Genomic DNA, 17,086 nt, shown 5'->3' on the forward strand with positions numbered 1-17,086 from the left:
ATGCAGATTGCGAAAAATATTTCAACCTGCTTTTATGATTGTTTTGCCCAAGGAGCACCCGATGGACTATCGCCAGCTAGGCCGTACCGATCTGAACGTGAGTGCAATCTGCCTCGGCACCATGACCTGGGGTGAGCAAAACAGCGAGGCTGAAGCCTTCGCCCAGATCGAACGGGCCAAGAGCGCCGGGATCAATTTCATCGACACCGCCGAAATGTACCCGGTGCCGCCCAAGGCCGAAACCTACGCCACCACCGAGCGTTACATCGGCAATTACTTCAAAAGCCGCGGCGATCGCGCCGACTGGATCCTGGCGAGCAAGATCGCCGGCCCGGGCAATACCATCGACTACATCCGCGACAAAAACCTCAAGCACAACCGCGAGCACATCGTCCAGGCCGTAGATGCGAGCCTCAAGCGCTTGCAGACCGAATATATCGACCTCTATCAATTGCACTGGCCGGAACGCAGCACCAATTTCTTCGGCCAACTGGGTTACAAGCACAGGAGCGAAGTCAACCTCACCCCGCTGGAAGACACCCTCGAAGCACTGGACGAACAGGTCAAGGCCGGCAAGATCCGCCACATCGGCCTGTCCAACGAAACTCCGTGGGGCACCATGCGTTTCCTCGCCCTCGCCGAAGCCCGTGGCTGGCCGCGGGCGGTGTCGATCCAGAACCCCTACAACCTGCTCAATCGCAGCTTCGAAGTCGGCCTGGCGGAAATTGCCATCCGCGAACAGTGCGGTCTGCTCGCCTACTCGCCACTGGCGTTCGGCTTCCTGTCGGGCAAGTACGAAGGTGGCGCGCGTCCGCCCAAAGGGCGACTGAGTCTCTATAGCCGATTCAGCCGCTATTTCAATCCGCAATCGGAAGCCGCGTGCAGCCGTTATGTGGCACTGGCTCGTGAACATGGCCTGGATCCGGCACAGATGGCACTGGCATTCGTCACACAGCAACCGTTCGTCACCAGCAACATCATTGGCGCCACCACGCTTGAGCAGCTTGAAAGCAATTTAGCGAGCTTCGACCTGAAACTTTCCGATGAAGTGTTGGCGGGGATCGAGGCGATTCACCAGGATCAGCCGAATCCTGCCCCCTGATTGATTCAAGGCCCAATCGCGGGCAAGCAACACTCCCATAGGGAAATCACAAACCTGTGGCTTGCCCGCGATGGCGTCCACCCAGTCCCTGCAAATTACAGTGACCGCGCAATAATCTCCTTCATGATCTCATTGGTCCCGGCATAAATCCGCTGCACCCGCGCATCTGCCCACGCCCGGGCGATCGGGTATTCCCACATGAATCCGTAACCGCCATGTAGTTGCACGCATTCATCGAGCACCTTGCATTGCAGGTCGGTGCCCCAGTACTTGGCCATCGCCGCAGTTGGCACGTCGAGTTTGCCTTGCAGATGCAGTTCCAGACAGCGATCGACAAAGACCCGGCCGATCTGGATTTCGGTCGCCATTTCAGCGAGTTTGAAGCGGGTGTTCTGGAAGTCGGCGATGGCCTTGCCGAACGCCTTGCGCTCACGGGTGTAATCCAGCGTCCATTGCAACGCCGCTTCGGCTGACGCCAAGCCCCCCACCGCGACCGTCAGACGCTCCTGCGGCAATTCCTGCATCAGGTAAGCGAAGCCCATCCCGGCCTGGCCCAGCAGGTTTTCCTTTGGCACCCGAACGTCCTGGAAGAATAGCTCCGAGGTGTCCTGAGCCTTCATGCCGACCTTTTCCAGACGCTTGCCCTTGGCGAAGCCTGGCGTGTTGGCCTCGACCAGAAACAGACTGATGCCCTTCGCCCCGGCCTTCGGATCGGTCTTGGCCACGACGATCACCAGGTCAGCCAGAAAGCCATTGGTGATGAAGGTCTTCGAACCGTTGATCACGTATTCGTCGCCCTCCAGCACGGCAGTGGTTTTTACCCCTTGCAGGTCGGAACCGGCACCCGGCTCGGTCATGGCAATCGCGGTGACCCTCTCACCAGACACCAGTTTTGGCAGGTATTTGTGTTTCAGCGCTTCACTGCCGTAATGCAGGATGTAAGGCGCCACAATGTCCGAATGAAGGGAAAAACCAATGCCGGTCAGCCCCAAACGACCGATTTCCTCGATCACCACTGCACTGTAGAGAAAGTCGGCCCCCAGCCCGCCGTATTCTTCCGGCAAATGCGAACAGAGCATCCCCGCCTCCCCCGCCTTGTTCCAGAGTTTGCGGTCGATATAGCCTTGTTTTTCCCATTGCCCATGGAACGGCACGGCCTCTTTTTCGAGGAACGTTCGCACGCTGTCGCGAAAAAGTTCGTGCTCGGGGCTGAACAAGGTTCTGGGGATCATGCGACACCTGTGGTTATTGTTAGGCGGAATTGACCTCTAGAGACTAAGCCTCGCTTCCGATACAGGACACTGGACACACCCGACAAAAAATAAGACGATCCAGCCGTCTGGTGACCACTTTCCCCTATAAGAATAAAGTTGAATTATGTCTAACCAAGTCTCCACGCCCTTGCGGCGCGTCAGCATCCTGGCTATCGACCGGGTTTTCGCTTCCACCCTCATGCAAGCCAAGGATTTCTTCCATCTGGCCAGCCTGCGCTATGGCAAACAACTGGGCCACGGCCTGACACCGGCGTTTGAAACCCGACTGGTCAGCCCCGACGGCAAACCGGTGAACAGCTTCAGCGATGTGATCATGCCGGTGGACGGCGGCCTGGAAAACGCCGACATCATCATCCTTCCCGCCTTCTGGGACGATTTCGACACCCTCTGCAAACGTTATCCACAGGTTCTGCCGTGGCTGCGTCAGCAGCATGCACGCGGCACCGTGTTATGCGGCGAGGCCACCGGTGTGTTCTGGCTGGCCGAGGCAGGGCTGCTCGATGGCAAGGAAGCGACGACCTACTGGCGCTTCTTCAATGCGTTTGCCGAGCGTTTCCCGCAAGTGCAGCTCAATCAGGACAAACACCTGACCGATGCCGACAACTTGTATTGCGCCGGCGGCACCACCTCGGCCTGCGACCTCTACATTTACCTGATCGAGCGCTTTTGCGGCGCCAACGTGGCCCAGGCCGTGGCCCGCGACATTCTTTACGAAGTGCAGCGCAGCTATACGCCGGGGCGGATCGGTTTCGGCGGGCAGAAGTTGCACCAAGACGTGATCATTCTGCAGATCCAGCATTGGCTCGAAGAGCACTTTGCTGACAAGTTCCGCTTCGAAGACGTGGCCCGCGAGCACGGCATGAGCATCCGCAACTTCATGCGTCGTTTCCAGACTGCCACTGGCGACAAACCGCTGCATTACCTGCAGCGACTGCGCATCGAAACCGCCAAGGGCTTGTTGTCCGGCAGCCGCAAGAGCATCAAGACCATCAGCTATGAAGTCGGTTACGACGACGCGAGCTTCTTCGCGCGGCTGTTCCGCCAGCACACAGAGTTATCGCCGAACCAGTATCGGCAGCAGTTTCAGCAAGCGGCGTAATCCGCTCCTAATGATCTTTCCCACGCTCCGCGTGGGAATGCCGCCATGGACGCTCTGCTTCCGCTTCTGAATGTGACGCGGAGCGTCCCGGGATGGCATTCCCACGCGAAGCGTGGGAACGATCATACGGTGCACAAAAAAGGGCCTGCATATGCAGGCCCTTTTTTATTTTCCGAATCGCCCTACGGCTTATGCGCCCGGGCCAGGAATTCGTGTGACTGCATTTCGAGCAAGCGGCTAAGCGTGCGCTGGAACTCGAAGTTCAGGCGACCGCCGGTATAGAGGTCTTTGAGCTCGACTTCAGCAGAAATGATCAGCTTCACGTTACGGTCGTAGAACTCGTCGACCATGTTGATAAAGCGTCGGGCGATATCGTCGGTGGTGACGCTCATTTGCTCGACATTACTGAGCAACACCGCGTGGAAGATTTTACCCAGTTCGATGTAATCGTTCTGGCTGCGTGGGCCGTCACAGAGTTCGCGGAAGTCGAACCAGGCCACGTCATCGCAAGTGCGCACGGCACGGATTTCACGGTTCTCGATCACCAGTACATCGTTCTCGATGGCTGCCGTGCATTCCGGCGTCAGGGCCCGGAAGCTCTTGCGCAGGCTTTCCTGGGCAGCGTCATCCAGCGGAAAGTGGAACAGTTCCGCTTGCTCAAGGTGACGCAGACGGTAATCGACGCCGCTGTCGACGTTAACGATCTCGGTGTTCTGCTTGATCAGCGCAATCGCCGGCAGGAAACGCGCACGCTGCAGGCCGTCCTTGTACAGGCCGTCCGGCACGATGTTCGAGGTCGCGACCAGGGTCACGCCGTTCTTGAACAGCTCTTCCATCAGCGTGCCAAGAATCATGGCGTCGGTGATGTCGGAGACGAAGAACTCATCGAAACATATCACTCGCGACTCGTTGGAGAAGCGCTTGGCAATGATGGTCAACGGGTTTTTCTCACCGCCCAGAGTCTTCATCTCTTCATGCACGCGCTTCATGAAGCGGTGGAAGTGAGTGCGAGTCTTTTCCTTGAACGGCAGCGCTTCGAAGAAGGTGTCGACCAGGTAAGTCTTGCCGCGACCCACGCCGCCCCAGAAGTACAGGCCCTTGACTGGTGTCTGATCCTTCTTGCCAAACAGTTTGCCGAGCAGGCCCGGTTTGTTCTGCGAGGCAACGACCAGATCGTCGTACAGGCGCTGCAAATGACGCACCGCCGTTTCCTGGGCAGCATCGTGGAAGAATTCCGGGCGTTTCAGATCAGCTTGATATCGTTCTAGGGGCGTCATAATTCGTTAGCAAGGCAACAAAAACGGGCCGTCACTGTAGCGACGGCCCGTGGGAATGGCAATCGGCCCTTGGTCGGACCGAACCGTTGTTTATTCCTGAGCCGGTGTCAGGGCAACCCGCAGCGCGTCGATGGCAGCATCGCGAGCCGCGGTGTCGGCGAAGGCCGGGCTGTCGGCAACGCACTCGCCTTCCAGCCAGACGCTGAAGCTCAAGTCTTCGCTGCGCACGTCCAAGGCTTGACCGGATTGCAGTTGCTTGGTCACTTGCCCTGCGGTTTTGCCATCGGCGAAGTTGCGCGACAGCAGCAGTTGTTCGCCATCGGCGGCCAGCAGACGGAAGCGGAAACTGCCGTCGTCTTCACGGAAGCTGACGAAGCGCGCGGCTTTCGCAGCTTTCTTCTTGGTGGTTGCTGCGACTTGGGTCTGAGCGACGAAAGAACGCAGGCCGACCGCCTCGCGCAGTTCGTGGAGGAACGGCGTCGCAACCGAACGGGCCTTTTTGGCGCCAATCTGCAGCATGTCTTCCAGATCCGCCGGACGTTCGATCAGCTGGTGATAACGCTCGCGGGATTCGCCCAATTCGCAGTCGAGCAGTTGGAACAGACGATTCTTCGCCTCGCCCCAACCCAGGCCCTGGAGCAATTCGCTGCGGAATTCATCGGATTGTGCCGGTGTAGCGAAGGCCTGGAACAAGGTGAACAGGTGCGAATTGTCCGGATCTTTGGCTTCGCCCGGGGCACGGGAGTCGGTAACGATCCGCGAAATCGCGTCTTTCATCTCTTTGGCGCTGCTGAACAACGGAATGGTGTTGTCGTAGCTCTTCGACATCTTGCGACCGTCGAGGCCCGGCAAGGTGGCGACGCTTTCTTCGATCAGCGCTTCGGGCATGGTGAAGAACTCTTTGCCCTGGCCGAACAAGTGATTGAAGCGCTGGCCGATGTCACGGGCCATTTCCACGTGCTGGATCTGGTCACGACCGACCGGCACCTTGTGGGCGTTGAACATCAGAATGTCCGCTGCCATCAGCACCGGGTAGCTATACAAGCCCATGGTGATGCCGGCGTCCGGGTCTTCGCCGGTTTCGACGTTCTTGTCCACCGAGGCCTTGTAGGCATGGGCGCGGTTGAGCAGGCCCTTGGCGGCCACGCAGGTCAGCAGCCAGGTCAGTTCAGGGATTTCCGGGATGTCGGACTGGCGATAGAACGTCACGCGATCTACGTCCAGGCCACCGGCCAGCCAGGTCGCGGCGATTTCCAGACGCGAGCGCTGGATGCGCAGCGGGTCATCGCATTTGATCAGGGCGTGGTAGTCGGCCAGGAAGTAGAACGAATCGGCATTGCTGTCACGGCTGGCGATGATCGCCGGACGGATAGCACCGGCGTAGTTGCCCAGGTGCGGCGTGCCGGTGGTGGTGATGCCGGTGAGGATACGGGTACGAGTCGTCATGGGTAATCGCTTGTCAGACTGCAATCAATTCGAAAGACGCGGCAGGATCAGATCCTTGAGATCGGTCAGCTTGCCATGAAAAAAGTGTCCGCATTCTGCCACTTTCAGCAGCTCATGGGGGCGATCGAGTACGTCGGACCACTCGTAAACCAGCTGCGGATCGATGACTTCGTCGGTTTCTGGCTGGATCAGGGTCAGTTCGCCATGCTGCGGCAGTTGATCCTGTTCGCCCAAGCGCATGACGGCCGGGGCGACCATGAACAAATGCTTGAGCTGCTCGCCCTTGGCTTCCAGACGCCCGCCGAGACTTGCTGCAACAAATCCGCCGAAGGAGAAACCGAACAGGGTCAGGGGCAAGTCAGGATGTTTGGCTCGCAGCCACTCGGCCGCCGCCTGGGCATCGTCGACTTCGCCAGTGCCCATGTCATGCGTGCCTTCGCTGGCACCGACGCCACGGTAGTTGAAACGCAAGGTAATCAAACCGGCGTCGCGCGCGGTGCGCTGAAGAGTCGAAACGACTTTGTTGAGCATGGTGCCGCCCTGCACCGGGTTCGGGTGGCAGATCAGCGCCAGGCTGCGGGGCTGGTCGTTATCCAGGTAAAGGGCTTCCAACTGGCCGACCGGGCCATCAATCACTACAGGGGTTTCGCGCATAAGCAAGGAAGGAACTCCGTGACCTCGAATCGGGTCGATTCGTCTAGCCAATTGTCTGTGCCAATTCTATTGCGAGTGAATCGCGGTATACAGCGCAGGTTCGAGCCGTTAACGTAAAGCAAAGCCGTTTATAGAGGAAGGACTCGTGGAACACTCGCTCTTAGTTTGGTTGTTGCCGACTCTTGCCCTGGTTGTGGGTGTCGCCATTGGATTCCTGATCGCTCGCCTGGTGCCGAATGCCGCGCCTAACCGCACGCAACGTCAGCTGGATGACATTCAGGAACGTTTCGACAGTTATCAGAACGAAGTGGTCACCCACTTCAACAGCACTGCAACACTGGTCAAGAAGCTGACTCAGAGCTATCAGGAAGTGCAGGATCATCTCGCCGAGGGCGCCAACCGTCTGGCCCTGGACGAGCAGACTCGCCAACGCTTGCTGGCGGCCCTGCACGCCGACGCGGCGCAGTCTCCACGGGAACGCCTGACGCCACCGCGCGATCAGGAACCGCCTCGCGACTACGCCCCTAAAATGCCGAACGCGCCGGGCATGCTCGATGAGCATTACGGCCTGAAGAAGTAATCAGGTTTCGCGCGACACAAAAAGCCCTCGGACAAGCGACTGTTCGAGGGCTTTTTTGTTTCTCATCGGTATCTCTGGTGGCTGTCAGGGCTTGCTCGCGAAGGCGTCAGAACAGGCGACATAAAAAAACGCCCGATCATGTGAGGACCGGGCGTTTTTTTTACATCCAGGGGTTCAATCAGACGCTTACGGATACTGCTGAACCTGGCCCTGCTGCTGATATTCCTGACCCGGAATCGGCTTCAGGTTGACCTCGACGCGACGATTCTGCGCCCGGCCATTCACATCACCATTGCTGGCAATCGGGTTATCCGGCCCGGCACCACGTGCCGACAGGTTGGCGCCGCTGACACCCTGGGAGGTCAGGTAAGTCGCTACGCTCTGGGCACGACGTTGGGACAGGTCCATGTTGTGCTGACGACTGCCGGTGCTGTCGGTGTAGCCGACGATCTCGATCTGGTTCTGGTTGAACTCCTTGAGCGAGCCCGCCAGGTTGTTCAGCGGCTGGTAGAAGCTCGACGCGATGTTCGCCGAATCGGTAGCGAACGTGATGTTGCCCGGCATGATCAGCTTGATCTGATCACCCTGGCGCTGCACTTCAACCCCGGTATTGGCCATGCTGGCTCGCAGTTTTTTCTCCTGCTGATCGGCGTAGTAACCGTAACCGGCGGCGGAAGCTCCCACCACGGCGGCGCCAATCAGCGCGCCCTTGCCACGGTTATCGTGACCAATGGCAGCACCGGCCAGCGCACCGGCCAAGGCGCCAAGGCCACCGTATTTGGCGGTTTTGCTCATACCCGTAGAGCCGCTATCAGCCTGCCCCTGGTTGTCATAAGGGTTCGGCGATGCGCAACCGGACAGCAGAGCCACAGCAGTAGCGACAATAATCAAACGACGCGAGGTGAACATGGAGAGCTCCTACTTTTTTTGCATTCTGTGGTGCAGCGGACTTAAGCAATGAACCTTTGCGGGTGTTGGATCATCCGCAACGCCAAAAATTCCGTCGTGCCTTCACAACTGCATCCTCAGGCTCGCACAAAGGGGTTACCGCGCATTTCATCGCCCAGACGCGTGTCTGGACCATGACCGGTCACCACCGTTGCCTCTTCATCGAGGGTATACAACCGTTGTTTGATCGAACGCACGAGTGTCGCCTGATCGCCGCCCCATAAATCTGTGCGCCCTACCCCGCGCTTGAACAGCGTATCACCGGCAATCAGCAGCTTAGCCTCTGAAAACCAAAAGCTCATGGAACCCGGCGTATGACCCGGCGTGTGCAACGCCACGCCACACCCGCAAGCCAGCTCTTCGTCGTCGGCCAACCAGCGATCCGGCGATGGCACCGGCGTGTAAGGCACGCCGAACATCTGGCATTGCATCTCCAGATTGTCCCAGAGGAATTGATCTTCTTTATGCAGGTGCAGGGTCGCGCCGGTCTTTTCCTTCAACTGACCAGAGGCCAGAAAGTGATCGAGGTGTGCGTGAGTATGAATGATGCTGACCACCTTCAGGCCCAGGGCGTCGAGGCGCGCGAGGATCAGTTCATGGTTGCCGCCTGGATCGACGACGATGGCCTTCTTGGTGATGGGGTCGCCGATGATTGTGCAGTTGCACTGCAAAGGGCCGACGGGGAAGGTTTCGCGGATGAGGACCGTATTCGGGGTTTCCATGGGTTAAATCCTACTGCCAAGGCTCTGTACTGCGGTTGTGATCCGCAAAAATGGTAGGTTATGCTCGCGTCGAGCCTATTTTGAAACAAGATGGCAGGAAGCCAATGCCCCCTCCAATGGAACACGTACTTGTCGATAAAAGCGTCCTTTTCCTGGACCCGGACATTATCAACCGCATTCGCGGCAAAAATGGACTGCCTTTTATCTCCCACTCCGATCTTCTAGAGCTTCAGTCCCTGACCAAAGGGCTTGAGCAGGTCCACAAAAACGCTCGACAGTTTTTCCAATTCTTCGCCAGTCAGCCTTCCCGATCGCACCGCGCACTCCCTAAAGGTACAGCACTGCGTCCCGGTGATTTGCTGGCTGAATGCGCGTTTGATGGCCATCCGATCTTCTTCCTAAAGCGAACGACAGAGCCACAGGACCAGACTCCTTCCGGTGATGCCGTCGATTTTTGCCGTCACTACGACCTGTTGTTACTGACTTGCGATGAGGCGCAACTTACTCAGTGCAAAGCCACTGACGCCAGAGCTCAACGCTGGATCGGCCGTGCGGAAAAAAACGGGGAAGGCACTTTGCCGCCGATCATGCCTTTCGAACTCCCCCAAAAGCCTCTCACTACCGCCGACAGTCGTATCCATAACAAAGGCGCAAGCGTCACGGAAAGTTCGGTGGTAACGACGTCTAGCGGCCGCCGGTTGACCCTGAACAAATCCATCAGCTCCGGTGGCGAAGGAACGATCTACGCAGTGGCAGGAAATGCAGAAGTATGCAAGATCTATCACCCGGAGAAGCTCACTGAACGCCGCCGCAAGAAGGTCGAGCTTATGGTGACGCGCCGAGTCGTTGAGCCTGGTATTTGTTGGCCGAATGAGCTGGTTTTCAATACGCAGAAAGAGTTCGTCGGCTATGTCATGCCTCGTGCGGAGGGGAAAACCCTTCAGGCCACGGTATTTGTCAAACCCTTGTTGGCAAGAACGTTTCCGCGCTGGACGCGACGAGATCTGGTGAATGTCGCGGTTGCGTTTCTGAAACAGGTGCAATACCTGCATTCGCTGAACATCATTGTGGGCGACATCAACCCGAACAACCTGCTTGTGACACCCGACAGTACTAAGGTCTGGATGGTCGATACAGACAGCTTTCAGATCGATCATTTTCCCTGCGAAGTTGGCACCGTGCCTTTCACCGCTCCAGAGATCCAGGGAGAAAAGTACGGCAACTACCTGCGTACCAAAGATCACGAGTTGTTTGCCATTGCCACCATGCTGTTCATGATCATGCTGCCAGGTAAACCACCCTATTCCCAACAGGGTGGCGGAACGGCGGCCGACAACATCAAGAACATGAATTTCCCTTATCGATTTAAAAAAGACAGTGGCAAAGGCAAGGTAAGCGTCACGCCGGTGGGTGCTTGGCAGCACATTTGGAGTCATTTGCCGTATCCGCTCAAGCAGGCCTTCAGCAACACGTTCGAAGATAATCAGCGACAACCGATCGGTGATTGGTTGACGCTACTGACTCAGTACGGCGAAGAGTTGCTCAAGGGCAAGCATAGCGATGAGTTGTTCCCCGCCGCTTTCCATATCAACAACCCGGTCGAGGCTGTCTGCGGTAGTTGCAAAAAAACTTACACCGAATCCAAGGCCTGGCTTAAGAAAAGACAAGCCGTGGGTGGATCAACTCAATGCGCAGACTGTCAGAAGGCATCCAAACTGAAAAAACTGGCCCGTGAAAGCCAAAAGAAAACCAAGCTGGCAGAACAGCGTGCGGCGCCACCTCCGGCGGCCACCACGCCTCAGCCGAATCCAACGCCGGTACGTAATATAGCGGCACCTGCACCTGCACCTAGACGCACTGCGCCGGCCACTGCCACCGTACGCCAGGCATCGACAAGACCGCAGCAACAGCAGCCGACTTCCGCCCGACCACAACCTTATAGATCCATGCCAACGCACGCGCCCAACCAAGAGGGCATGGTGGTGCGCTGGTTCAAACGACTCTTGAAGCATTTTTTGTAATGCTCAACTCAAAAGGATAATCCCATGCAAGACGACTTTCTCCTTCGTCAGGAAGACCTCGCGGAAAACCCGACCACACGCGTGCCGGTTTGCCTGGTGCTAGACGTCAGCGGATCAATGGAAGGCGAGCCTATTGCGGAACTGCATTCAGGCGTTCAGATGTTTTTCGAGGCGATTCGTGACGATGAGGTGGCGCAATATGCCGCTGAAATTTGCATCGTGACCTTCGGCGGGACGGCGCAAAAAGTGCTGGATTTCAGTTCCATCAGTCGTCAGGACGTCCCCCCGCTGGTGGCATCAGGCATGACACCCATGGGGCACGCCGTGGGCATCGCTTTGGACTTGCTGGAAGCACGCAAGGAAGATTATCAACGTGCCGGCGTTGATTATTTCCAACCCTGGATGGTTCTCATGACCGACGGGGAGCCGACCGACGACATTGGTGAGGCGGCCGCTCGCGCAACCAGCATGATCAACAACCGAAAACTGACTGTTTTCCCGATCGCGATCGGTGAGGCAGCGAACGTGCAATCGCTAGCCCGGTTTTCCCCGTCGCGCCCGCCTCTGCGCCTCAAAGGCCTGCGCTTCAATGAGTTCTTTGACTGGCTGAGCCGAAGTGTTTCGCGCGCATCTCAATCGACACCGGGTGATGCGGTGGCACTGGATATTAAAGGTATCGAAGCCTGGGGACAGGTCTGAGCCATGCCTGACATCCCGGTAGACTTGCGCTGTAAAACGGCTTGCGCCTTTGTGACAGGACGCTCACACCTCAAAACTCAAACGCCTTGCCAGGACTATGTCGCGGCCAGAGAGTCGAACGAGGTGACCTGCATTTCATTGGCCGATGGGGCTGGCTCCAGAGCCAGATCCGAAATCGGCGCCCAAATCGCGGTCACTGCGACCCTAGCCTTTGTCTGCAAAAACTTTGAAAGCCTCTGGCAAAACATGGACAAACACAACGCGAAGGCAGCGCAGCGACTGGTTAATCGTTGTCTGGACGCGTTCAGACGCAAATCTGAAAAGCTTGGCTGCGACCTCAACGATCTGGCCTGTACCTTGTCGTTCGTCGCTCACTCTCATGGCCGCTATCTGGCAGGCCACCTGGGCGACGGAGTCATCGCAAGCGTTAATGTGGACGGACAACTTCAGGCCCTTTCTCATCCGGAAAACGGCGAGTTCGCCAACACCACGCTGTTTCTGACCGACCATAAAGCGGCGTCGCGGCTCAGGCTATATCGTGGACAGATTGAAGCCACGACAGGCTTTGCGATCATGAGCGACGGCACCGCAGAAAGCCTCTACCACAAATCCAGCGGCGTCCCCGCTCCGGCGATCCAAAAGCTGCTGGAATGGAATGCAACGTTACCCAGAAAAAAAATGAGAACCGTGTTGGGCGACAACCTTCAACAGTCCATCGCCACTAAAACCGGCGATGATTGCTCCATAGGATTACTGTCGATCCTGAAGCACTCCATCGATGGGGGTTCACACCCGGTATGACTGTCTCCGAGAAAAAATGACCGAAAACCTTCTGATCACAAACCCCGCATTGAATTGGAGGTCTTCAAACGGCGATTACTGCAACACACCCAATTCTTTCGCCTTGGCGACCGCTTGCGTTCGCCGTTCCACCCCAAGCTTGCTGTTGATATGACTGGCATGGGTCTTCACCGTGTGCAGCGAAATAAACAACTGATCGCTGATTTCCTGGTTCGAACACCCTTGGGCGATCAGTCGCAGAACGGCCAGTTCACGCGTACTGAGTTGTTCGGCGGCAGGAGACGACTCCATCACCGGTCGAGAGGCCATGACCGGAAGTTTTTCCGAGAGACTCTGCGAAACGGCCGTCGACGCACAGAGTTGAAGTTGCCCGCGTAGCCAATCCGGATGTTCGGTCAACAATGGGTCAAACGGTTGCAGGACACCACCGGCGGCCGCTTCCAAAGCCTGGGCCAGCGCCTTGCGGGCCTCGGATTCGCGCCCGCCCGCCAGCAACAGCCTGATTTTCTGACTCAGCGCCATCACGCTGAGCATCTGTCGGCCGCTACGCTGACCGTGTTCAAGCAACGCGTTCAAGCGTCCTTCGGCGAGCATCGGCTGCCCCTTCATCATGTCCAGCACGGCTTGTTGCAGTTCAATGTGCAGCGGCAGTTGTGGATGGAATTCCGGGGGGGCTGCCGGTTTTTCTCCGTTGTAGGTCTGGCCCAGGCGCGCGAGCCAGGCTTCGGCCAGGTCGGTGCGGCCCTGGGCCAGCCAGAGTTCGCATTTGACCTGGGTGATCATCGCCAGGTAATAAATCGGCGGGACGTCCCAGATGTGCATCAGGCGTTCGGCCTCGGCGAGTTCGGCGAAGGCTTTGGCGAACTCGCCGCTGCTGCCCTCCAGACGGGCAATCACGCAGTGGCCGATCAGCACGCTGATGTCGCGACAGGCCCGCGCTTCGCCCAGACCCGCGAGCAAACGTGCCCGTGCGGCTTGGGGTTGCAAGCGCAGCGCCAGCAAAAATCCCTCGTATAAGGTCAACCGTGCGCGCACCGCATAAAGCCGTTGCGGGGATAAGCCTTGCAGGCGTTGCAGCCCTTGGCGGACTTCGTCCAGTGAGCGAAGAATCTCCCCGCGCGCTTGCAGCACGCGGGCGCGGTCGTAATGGGCCAGCGCCTCGAACAGCGGATTGCCGACCCGTTGTGCCAGCTCAAGGGATTCACGATTCAACCCCCGTGCACGCCAGAGATCACTGTCGGCAATGGCCAGATTGGACAAGGTCGAGAGGCATATCAGGCGCTGTCCATAGCGTTTGGCCGGCAGGCTTTCCAGCGCTTCGGTGCAATAGCGCAACGTCAGCTCGCGATTGCCTCGCCCCCGGGCGATGATGCCGCTCAGGGCCAGCCATTGCGCCAACATGGATTTTTGCGCGGTGGCCGACGGGGCTGGCAAGAAGCGGCTCAAGTGGTTGGCCAGTTCCTCGGCGGCGTCCAGTTGGCAGGCCAGCCCCAATGCCCAACTGTAGAGCACGATCAGCCTTGGCGTGCTGATCAGCAGGCTGTCGGGCAAGTCCATTTTCCAGCGCAACAGCATGCCAACGTTCTGCTCGGCCAGCAGCTGTTCTTCAGAGAGGTTTTGTACCAGATTCGCTGCAACGTCCAGATGCCCGGCACGTAACGCCTGCTCTACCGCCTCATCGAGTAACCCTTGGGCATTGAACCAGCGGCAGGCACGCAGATGCAGGCTGGCCGTGGGTACCATCGCCTGGGCGGTGGGCCGGCTGCGCAACAGGTCGGAAAACAGATGATGATAGCGATACCAATGACCGTGTTCGTCCAGCGGCACCAGAAACACCTGATGCGCCAGCAGGAAGCGCAGGATCTCGGCGCTGTCATGGGCTTCGCGCACGGCGTCGCACAATTCGCTGCAAAAGCGCTCTTGAGGGGCGGTGTCGTAAAGGAATGACTGCACCTCGGCAGGCAGGCAATCGATCACTTCCTCGAGCAGATAGTCGCGAATCAGCCCTTCCCCACCGTACAACGATTGGGGCATTGCGCCTTCGCTACCCGCTTCGGAGGCCGCCAGCAGCCAGAAACGCAGCCCTGCCACCCAGCCTTCGCTGCGCTGGATCAAACTCTCCAGCGCCTCGCCACGCAATGAAATGCTGTGCCGATCGAGTAGGGTCAGAGCTTCATCATGGGTCAGCCGAAGATCCTGCTCATGCAACTCGAGCAGTTGCCGCGACAGTCGCAGGCGTGCCAGATGCCAGTCGGGACGTTGCCGGCTGGTGACCATGACCAGCAGGCCATCGGGTAAATGATTGAGGAAAAACTGCAGGCAACGATCAAGCACCGGGCCCTGGGCCAGATGATAATCATCAAGTACCAGCAACAGCGGTGTAACGGGTGAAAGGTGCACAGCCAGTTCATCGAGCAAACCGTCCAGCCATTCTTCGAAGGCAAATGGCTGATGACGTTGGCGCATTTTCAGCAACCCCAGCGCCTGGCTGCCCAGTTGCGGAAAATACTCTTGAAGTCCTTCAAGCAGGCGTTCAAGAAAACGACCGGGATCGCTGTCCCGAGGGCTCAACCCTAGCCACAGACTTTGCCAGTGATCCGGCAACCCCTGGCAAAACTCCACCGCCAATGAACTCTTGCCGAACCCCGCCGGTGCGCTGACCAGCAACAGCCTGCCACCGAGGCCGGCGCTCAGGCGCTCGCACAAACGCGGCCGCAGCACATGGCCGTCGGGCAGCGGAGGCCGGAAAAAGCGCCCGTCCAATGCGGCGACGGCAACGCTTGCAGGGCCCGAAAATGGGGACAGATCAGTCATGGCCGGCTCTTGTTTGAAATGCATGATGGCGGCGTTACAGCTGTCCGCAGCCTAGCGGTAAACGAAGAGCTATTGAAGGTTGTTGCTACAAATGGCTACAAAAAGACTACGCGCAGAAGTTGCCAAGTCAGAGGTTCAGTTTTCTCCGACAGACCGTGTCGCCCCGCGTCAAGTGCACCCTGATACACAATTCCAAAAAAAAAAGCCCCGAACCAGTCGGGGCGTTCTTTCGAGGATGCGGCCTCGGTTTACAACGTATTAGCGAACGCCTTCCTGACGCAAAGCTGCCGGGGTGAAGTCTGCGGTGCTGGCAGTGAAGCCGAAGTTATACGCCGACTTCTCTTCGTTCTTCATGCCCAGGGCCAGGTAGCGGCCCGATTGCAGGTCGTACAGGGTTTCGAGGGCGTACCACGGCACTTGCTTGTCATAGTAGTTCTCGGCGTGAGCCTCGGCGACCCGCCACAGTTGCCCGCGACCGTCGTAGTGGTCGACTACAGCCGCTTGCCAGGTGTCTTCGTCGATATAGAAGTCACGCTTGGCGTAGATGTGACGCTGACCTTCCTTCAGGGTCGCGACCACATGCCAGACCCGACGCAGTTCATAGCGAGCCAGGTCCTGGTTGATGTGACCGGCCTTGATGATGTCGGCGTACTTCAGTTGTGGCGAATCGAGCTTGTGGCTGTCGGAGGCGATGTACATCTCTTTCTTGCCTTCGAGCTTCCAGTCGTAACGATCCGGCGCGCCGTTGTACATGTCCAGGTTGTCAGAGGTACGCAGGCCATCGGCCGCGGTACCTGGCCCGTCATAGGACACCTGCGGCGCACGACGTACACGGCGTTGCCCGGCGTTATAGACCCATGCCGAACGCGGCTCTTTAACCTGGTCCAGGGTTTCGTGTACCAGCAGCACGCCACCGGCCAGACGAGCCGGCGCGGTCACTTTTTGCTTGAAGTAGAACAGGATGTTGCCCGGGTTCTTCGGGTCGTAATCCTTCATCTTGTCGCGGAACACGAACTGGTCCTCGAAGTACACCAGGCTGAACGAGCCGTTCGGCTGTGGCGTGGCCTGGGTTAGCAGACGGGTCACACTGCCGCCGCGATAACGGGTGATATGGTTCCAGATGACTTCAACGCCGCTTTTCGGAATCGGGAACGGGATCGCGGTTTCGAAATTTTCCAGACCGTTGCCGCCGGATACCAGATTGGTGTTGGTGGCGTTCTTCTTGATCGAGGCAAACACCTCATCCGGCACGGTGGCGCCGCGATGAGACGGGTAGACCGGCATCTTGAAGGTTTCCGGGTAGCGCTTGAACATCGCGTACTGACCCGGCGCGAGCTTGTCCTTGTACTGGTCGACGTTCTGCGCGGTGATGGTGAGCAGCGGTTTTTCATTCGGGAACGGGTCAGCCAGGAAGCCTTTGCTGTCTACGGCACCGGCGTTTTTCGGCATGGGTTTCCAGGCCGGGATCGAACCGTCGGCGTTGCCTGCCATCTCGGCGCCCATCGGGGTCAGGCTCTTGCCCAGCTTGTCCGCTTCGGCCGCAGGGACCGCTGCCATGACACCGGTCGCCAGCATCGAAAGCCCCAGAACGCCAACGTGGAACAGACTCTTTGTTAGTTTCATAAATGTGTTCGTCCTGAAAATGCAAT

At 58.1% G+C, this 17,086-nt stretch carries 14 protein-coding genes; 6 read left to right on the forward strand and 8 right to left on the reverse strand.

Annotated elements, in window-relative coordinates:
- Positions 1 to 61: 61 nt before the first annotated feature.
- A complete protein-coding gene (locus LOY56_RS21700) occupies positions 62 to 1,102 on the forward strand; it encodes an NADP(H)-dependent aldo-keto reductase (protein WP_258617048.1) in 1,041 nt (346 codons plus the stop codon).
- 95 nt (positions 1,103 to 1,197) lie between these two features.
- On the opposite strand, the gene LOY56_RS21705 is transcribed toward LOY56_RS21700, so the two are convergent.
- Entirely contained in the window at positions 1,198 to 2,334 is a 1,137-nt protein-coding gene (locus LOY56_RS21705; protein WP_258617049.1) for an acyl-CoA dehydrogenase family protein, read from the reverse strand.
- Positions 2,335 to 2,578: 244 nt separating this feature from the next.
- Between LOY56_RS21705 and LOY56_RS21710 the strand changes: the two genes are divergently transcribed.
- Positions 2,579 to 3,475 carry a GlxA family transcriptional regulator gene (locus tag LOY56_RS21710; protein ID WP_258622831.1) on the forward strand — a complete coding sequence of 299 codons (897 nt, stop codon included), beginning with the start codon at positions 2,579 to 2,581 and terminating at the stop codon, positions 3,473 to 3,475.
- A 182-nt stretch (positions 3,476 to 3,657) separates the two neighbouring features.
- Here LOY56_RS21710 and zapE read toward each other — a convergent pair whose 3' ends face one another.
- From zapE to LOY56_RS21725, 3 genes are all read right to left on the reverse strand, one after another.
- Positions 3,658 to 4,752, reverse strand: a complete 1,095-nt coding sequence (gene zapE / locus LOY56_RS21715; RefSeq protein ID WP_258617050.1) for a cell division protein ZapE — start codon at positions 4,750 to 4,752, stop codon at positions 3,658 to 3,660.
- 90 nt (positions 4,753 to 4,842) lie between these two features.
- Complete coding sequence (locus LOY56_RS21720; protein ID WP_258617051.1) at positions 4,843 to 6,198, reverse strand: tryptophan--tRNA ligase; 1,356 nt, start codon at positions 6,196 to 6,198, stop codon at positions 4,843 to 4,845.
- A gap of 24 nt (positions 6,199 to 6,222) precedes the next feature.
- On the reverse strand, positions 6,223 to 6,852 hold the full coding sequence (locus tag LOY56_RS21725; RefSeq protein ID WP_258617052.1) for an alpha/beta hydrolase: 630 nt from the start codon (positions 6,850 to 6,852) through the stop codon (positions 6,223 to 6,225).
- Between the two features lie 145 nt (positions 6,853 to 6,997).
- On the opposite strand from LOY56_RS21725, the gene LOY56_RS21730 reads away from it, so the two are divergent.
- Entirely contained in the window at positions 6,998 to 7,432 is a 435-nt protein-coding gene (locus LOY56_RS21730; RefSeq protein WP_258617053.1) for a YhcB family protein, read from the forward strand.
- Between the two features lie 186 nt (positions 7,433 to 7,618).
- Here the strand turns inward: LOY56_RS21730 and LOY56_RS21735 are convergent, their stop codons facing one another.
- Positions 7,619 to 8,341, reverse strand: coding sequence for an OmpA family protein (locus LOY56_RS21735; protein WP_258617054.1), 723 nt, complete (start codon positions 8,339 to 8,341; stop codon positions 7,619 to 7,621).
- 116 nt (positions 8,342 to 8,457) lie between these two features.
- Positions 8,458 to 9,102: an MBL fold metallo-hydrolase gene (locus LOY56_RS21740; protein WP_258617055.1), complete on the reverse strand. Its 645-nt coding sequence runs from the start codon at positions 9,100 to 9,102 to the stop codon at positions 8,458 to 8,460.
- Positions 9,103 to 9,218: 116 nt separating this feature from the next.
- Here LOY56_RS21740 and LOY56_RS21745 point away from each other — a divergent pair, with 116 nt between their 5' ends.
- Genes LOY56_RS21745 through LOY56_RS21755 form a run of 3 tightly spaced genes read left to right on the forward strand, consistent with a single transcriptional unit; the run spans position 9,219 to position 12,623 of the window.
- Complete coding sequence (locus LOY56_RS21745) at positions 9,219 to 11,123, forward strand: protein kinase domain-containing protein (RefSeq protein WP_258617056.1); 1,905 nt, start codon at positions 9,219 to 9,221, stop codon at positions 11,121 to 11,123.
- Between the two features lie 24 nt (positions 11,124 to 11,147).
- A complete protein-coding gene (locus LOY56_RS21750) occupies positions 11,148 to 11,822 on the forward strand; it encodes a VWA domain-containing protein (RefSeq protein ID WP_258617057.1) in 675 nt (224 codons plus the stop codon).
- 3 nt (positions 11,823 to 11,825) lie between these two features.
- Positions 11,826 to 12,623: a PP2C family serine/threonine-protein phosphatase gene (locus tag LOY56_RS21755; RefSeq protein WP_258617058.1), complete on the forward strand. Its 798-nt coding sequence runs from the start codon at positions 11,826 to 11,828 to the stop codon at positions 12,621 to 12,623.
- Between the two features lie 75 nt (positions 12,624 to 12,698).
- Here LOY56_RS21755 and LOY56_RS21760 read toward each other — a convergent pair whose 3' ends face one another.
- Both LOY56_RS21760 and LOY56_RS21765 read right to left on the reverse strand, forming a co-directional pair.
- Entirely contained in the window at positions 12,699 to 15,437 is a 2,739-nt protein-coding gene (locus LOY56_RS21760) for a LuxR C-terminal-related transcriptional regulator (RefSeq protein WP_258617059.1), read from the reverse strand.
- 258 nt (positions 15,438 to 15,695) lie between these two features.
- On the reverse strand, positions 15,696 to 17,060 hold the full coding sequence (locus tag LOY56_RS21765) for a DUF1329 domain-containing protein (RefSeq protein WP_258617060.1): 1,365 nt from the start codon (positions 17,058 to 17,060) through the stop codon (positions 15,696 to 15,698).
- Between the last annotated feature and the right edge of the window lie 26 nt (positions 17,061 to 17,086).

The organism is Pseudomonas sp. B21-048 (genome assembly GCF_024748615.1).
Classification (GTDB): Bacteria; Pseudomonadota; Gammaproteobacteria; order Pseudomonadales; family Pseudomonadaceae; genus Aquipseudomonas.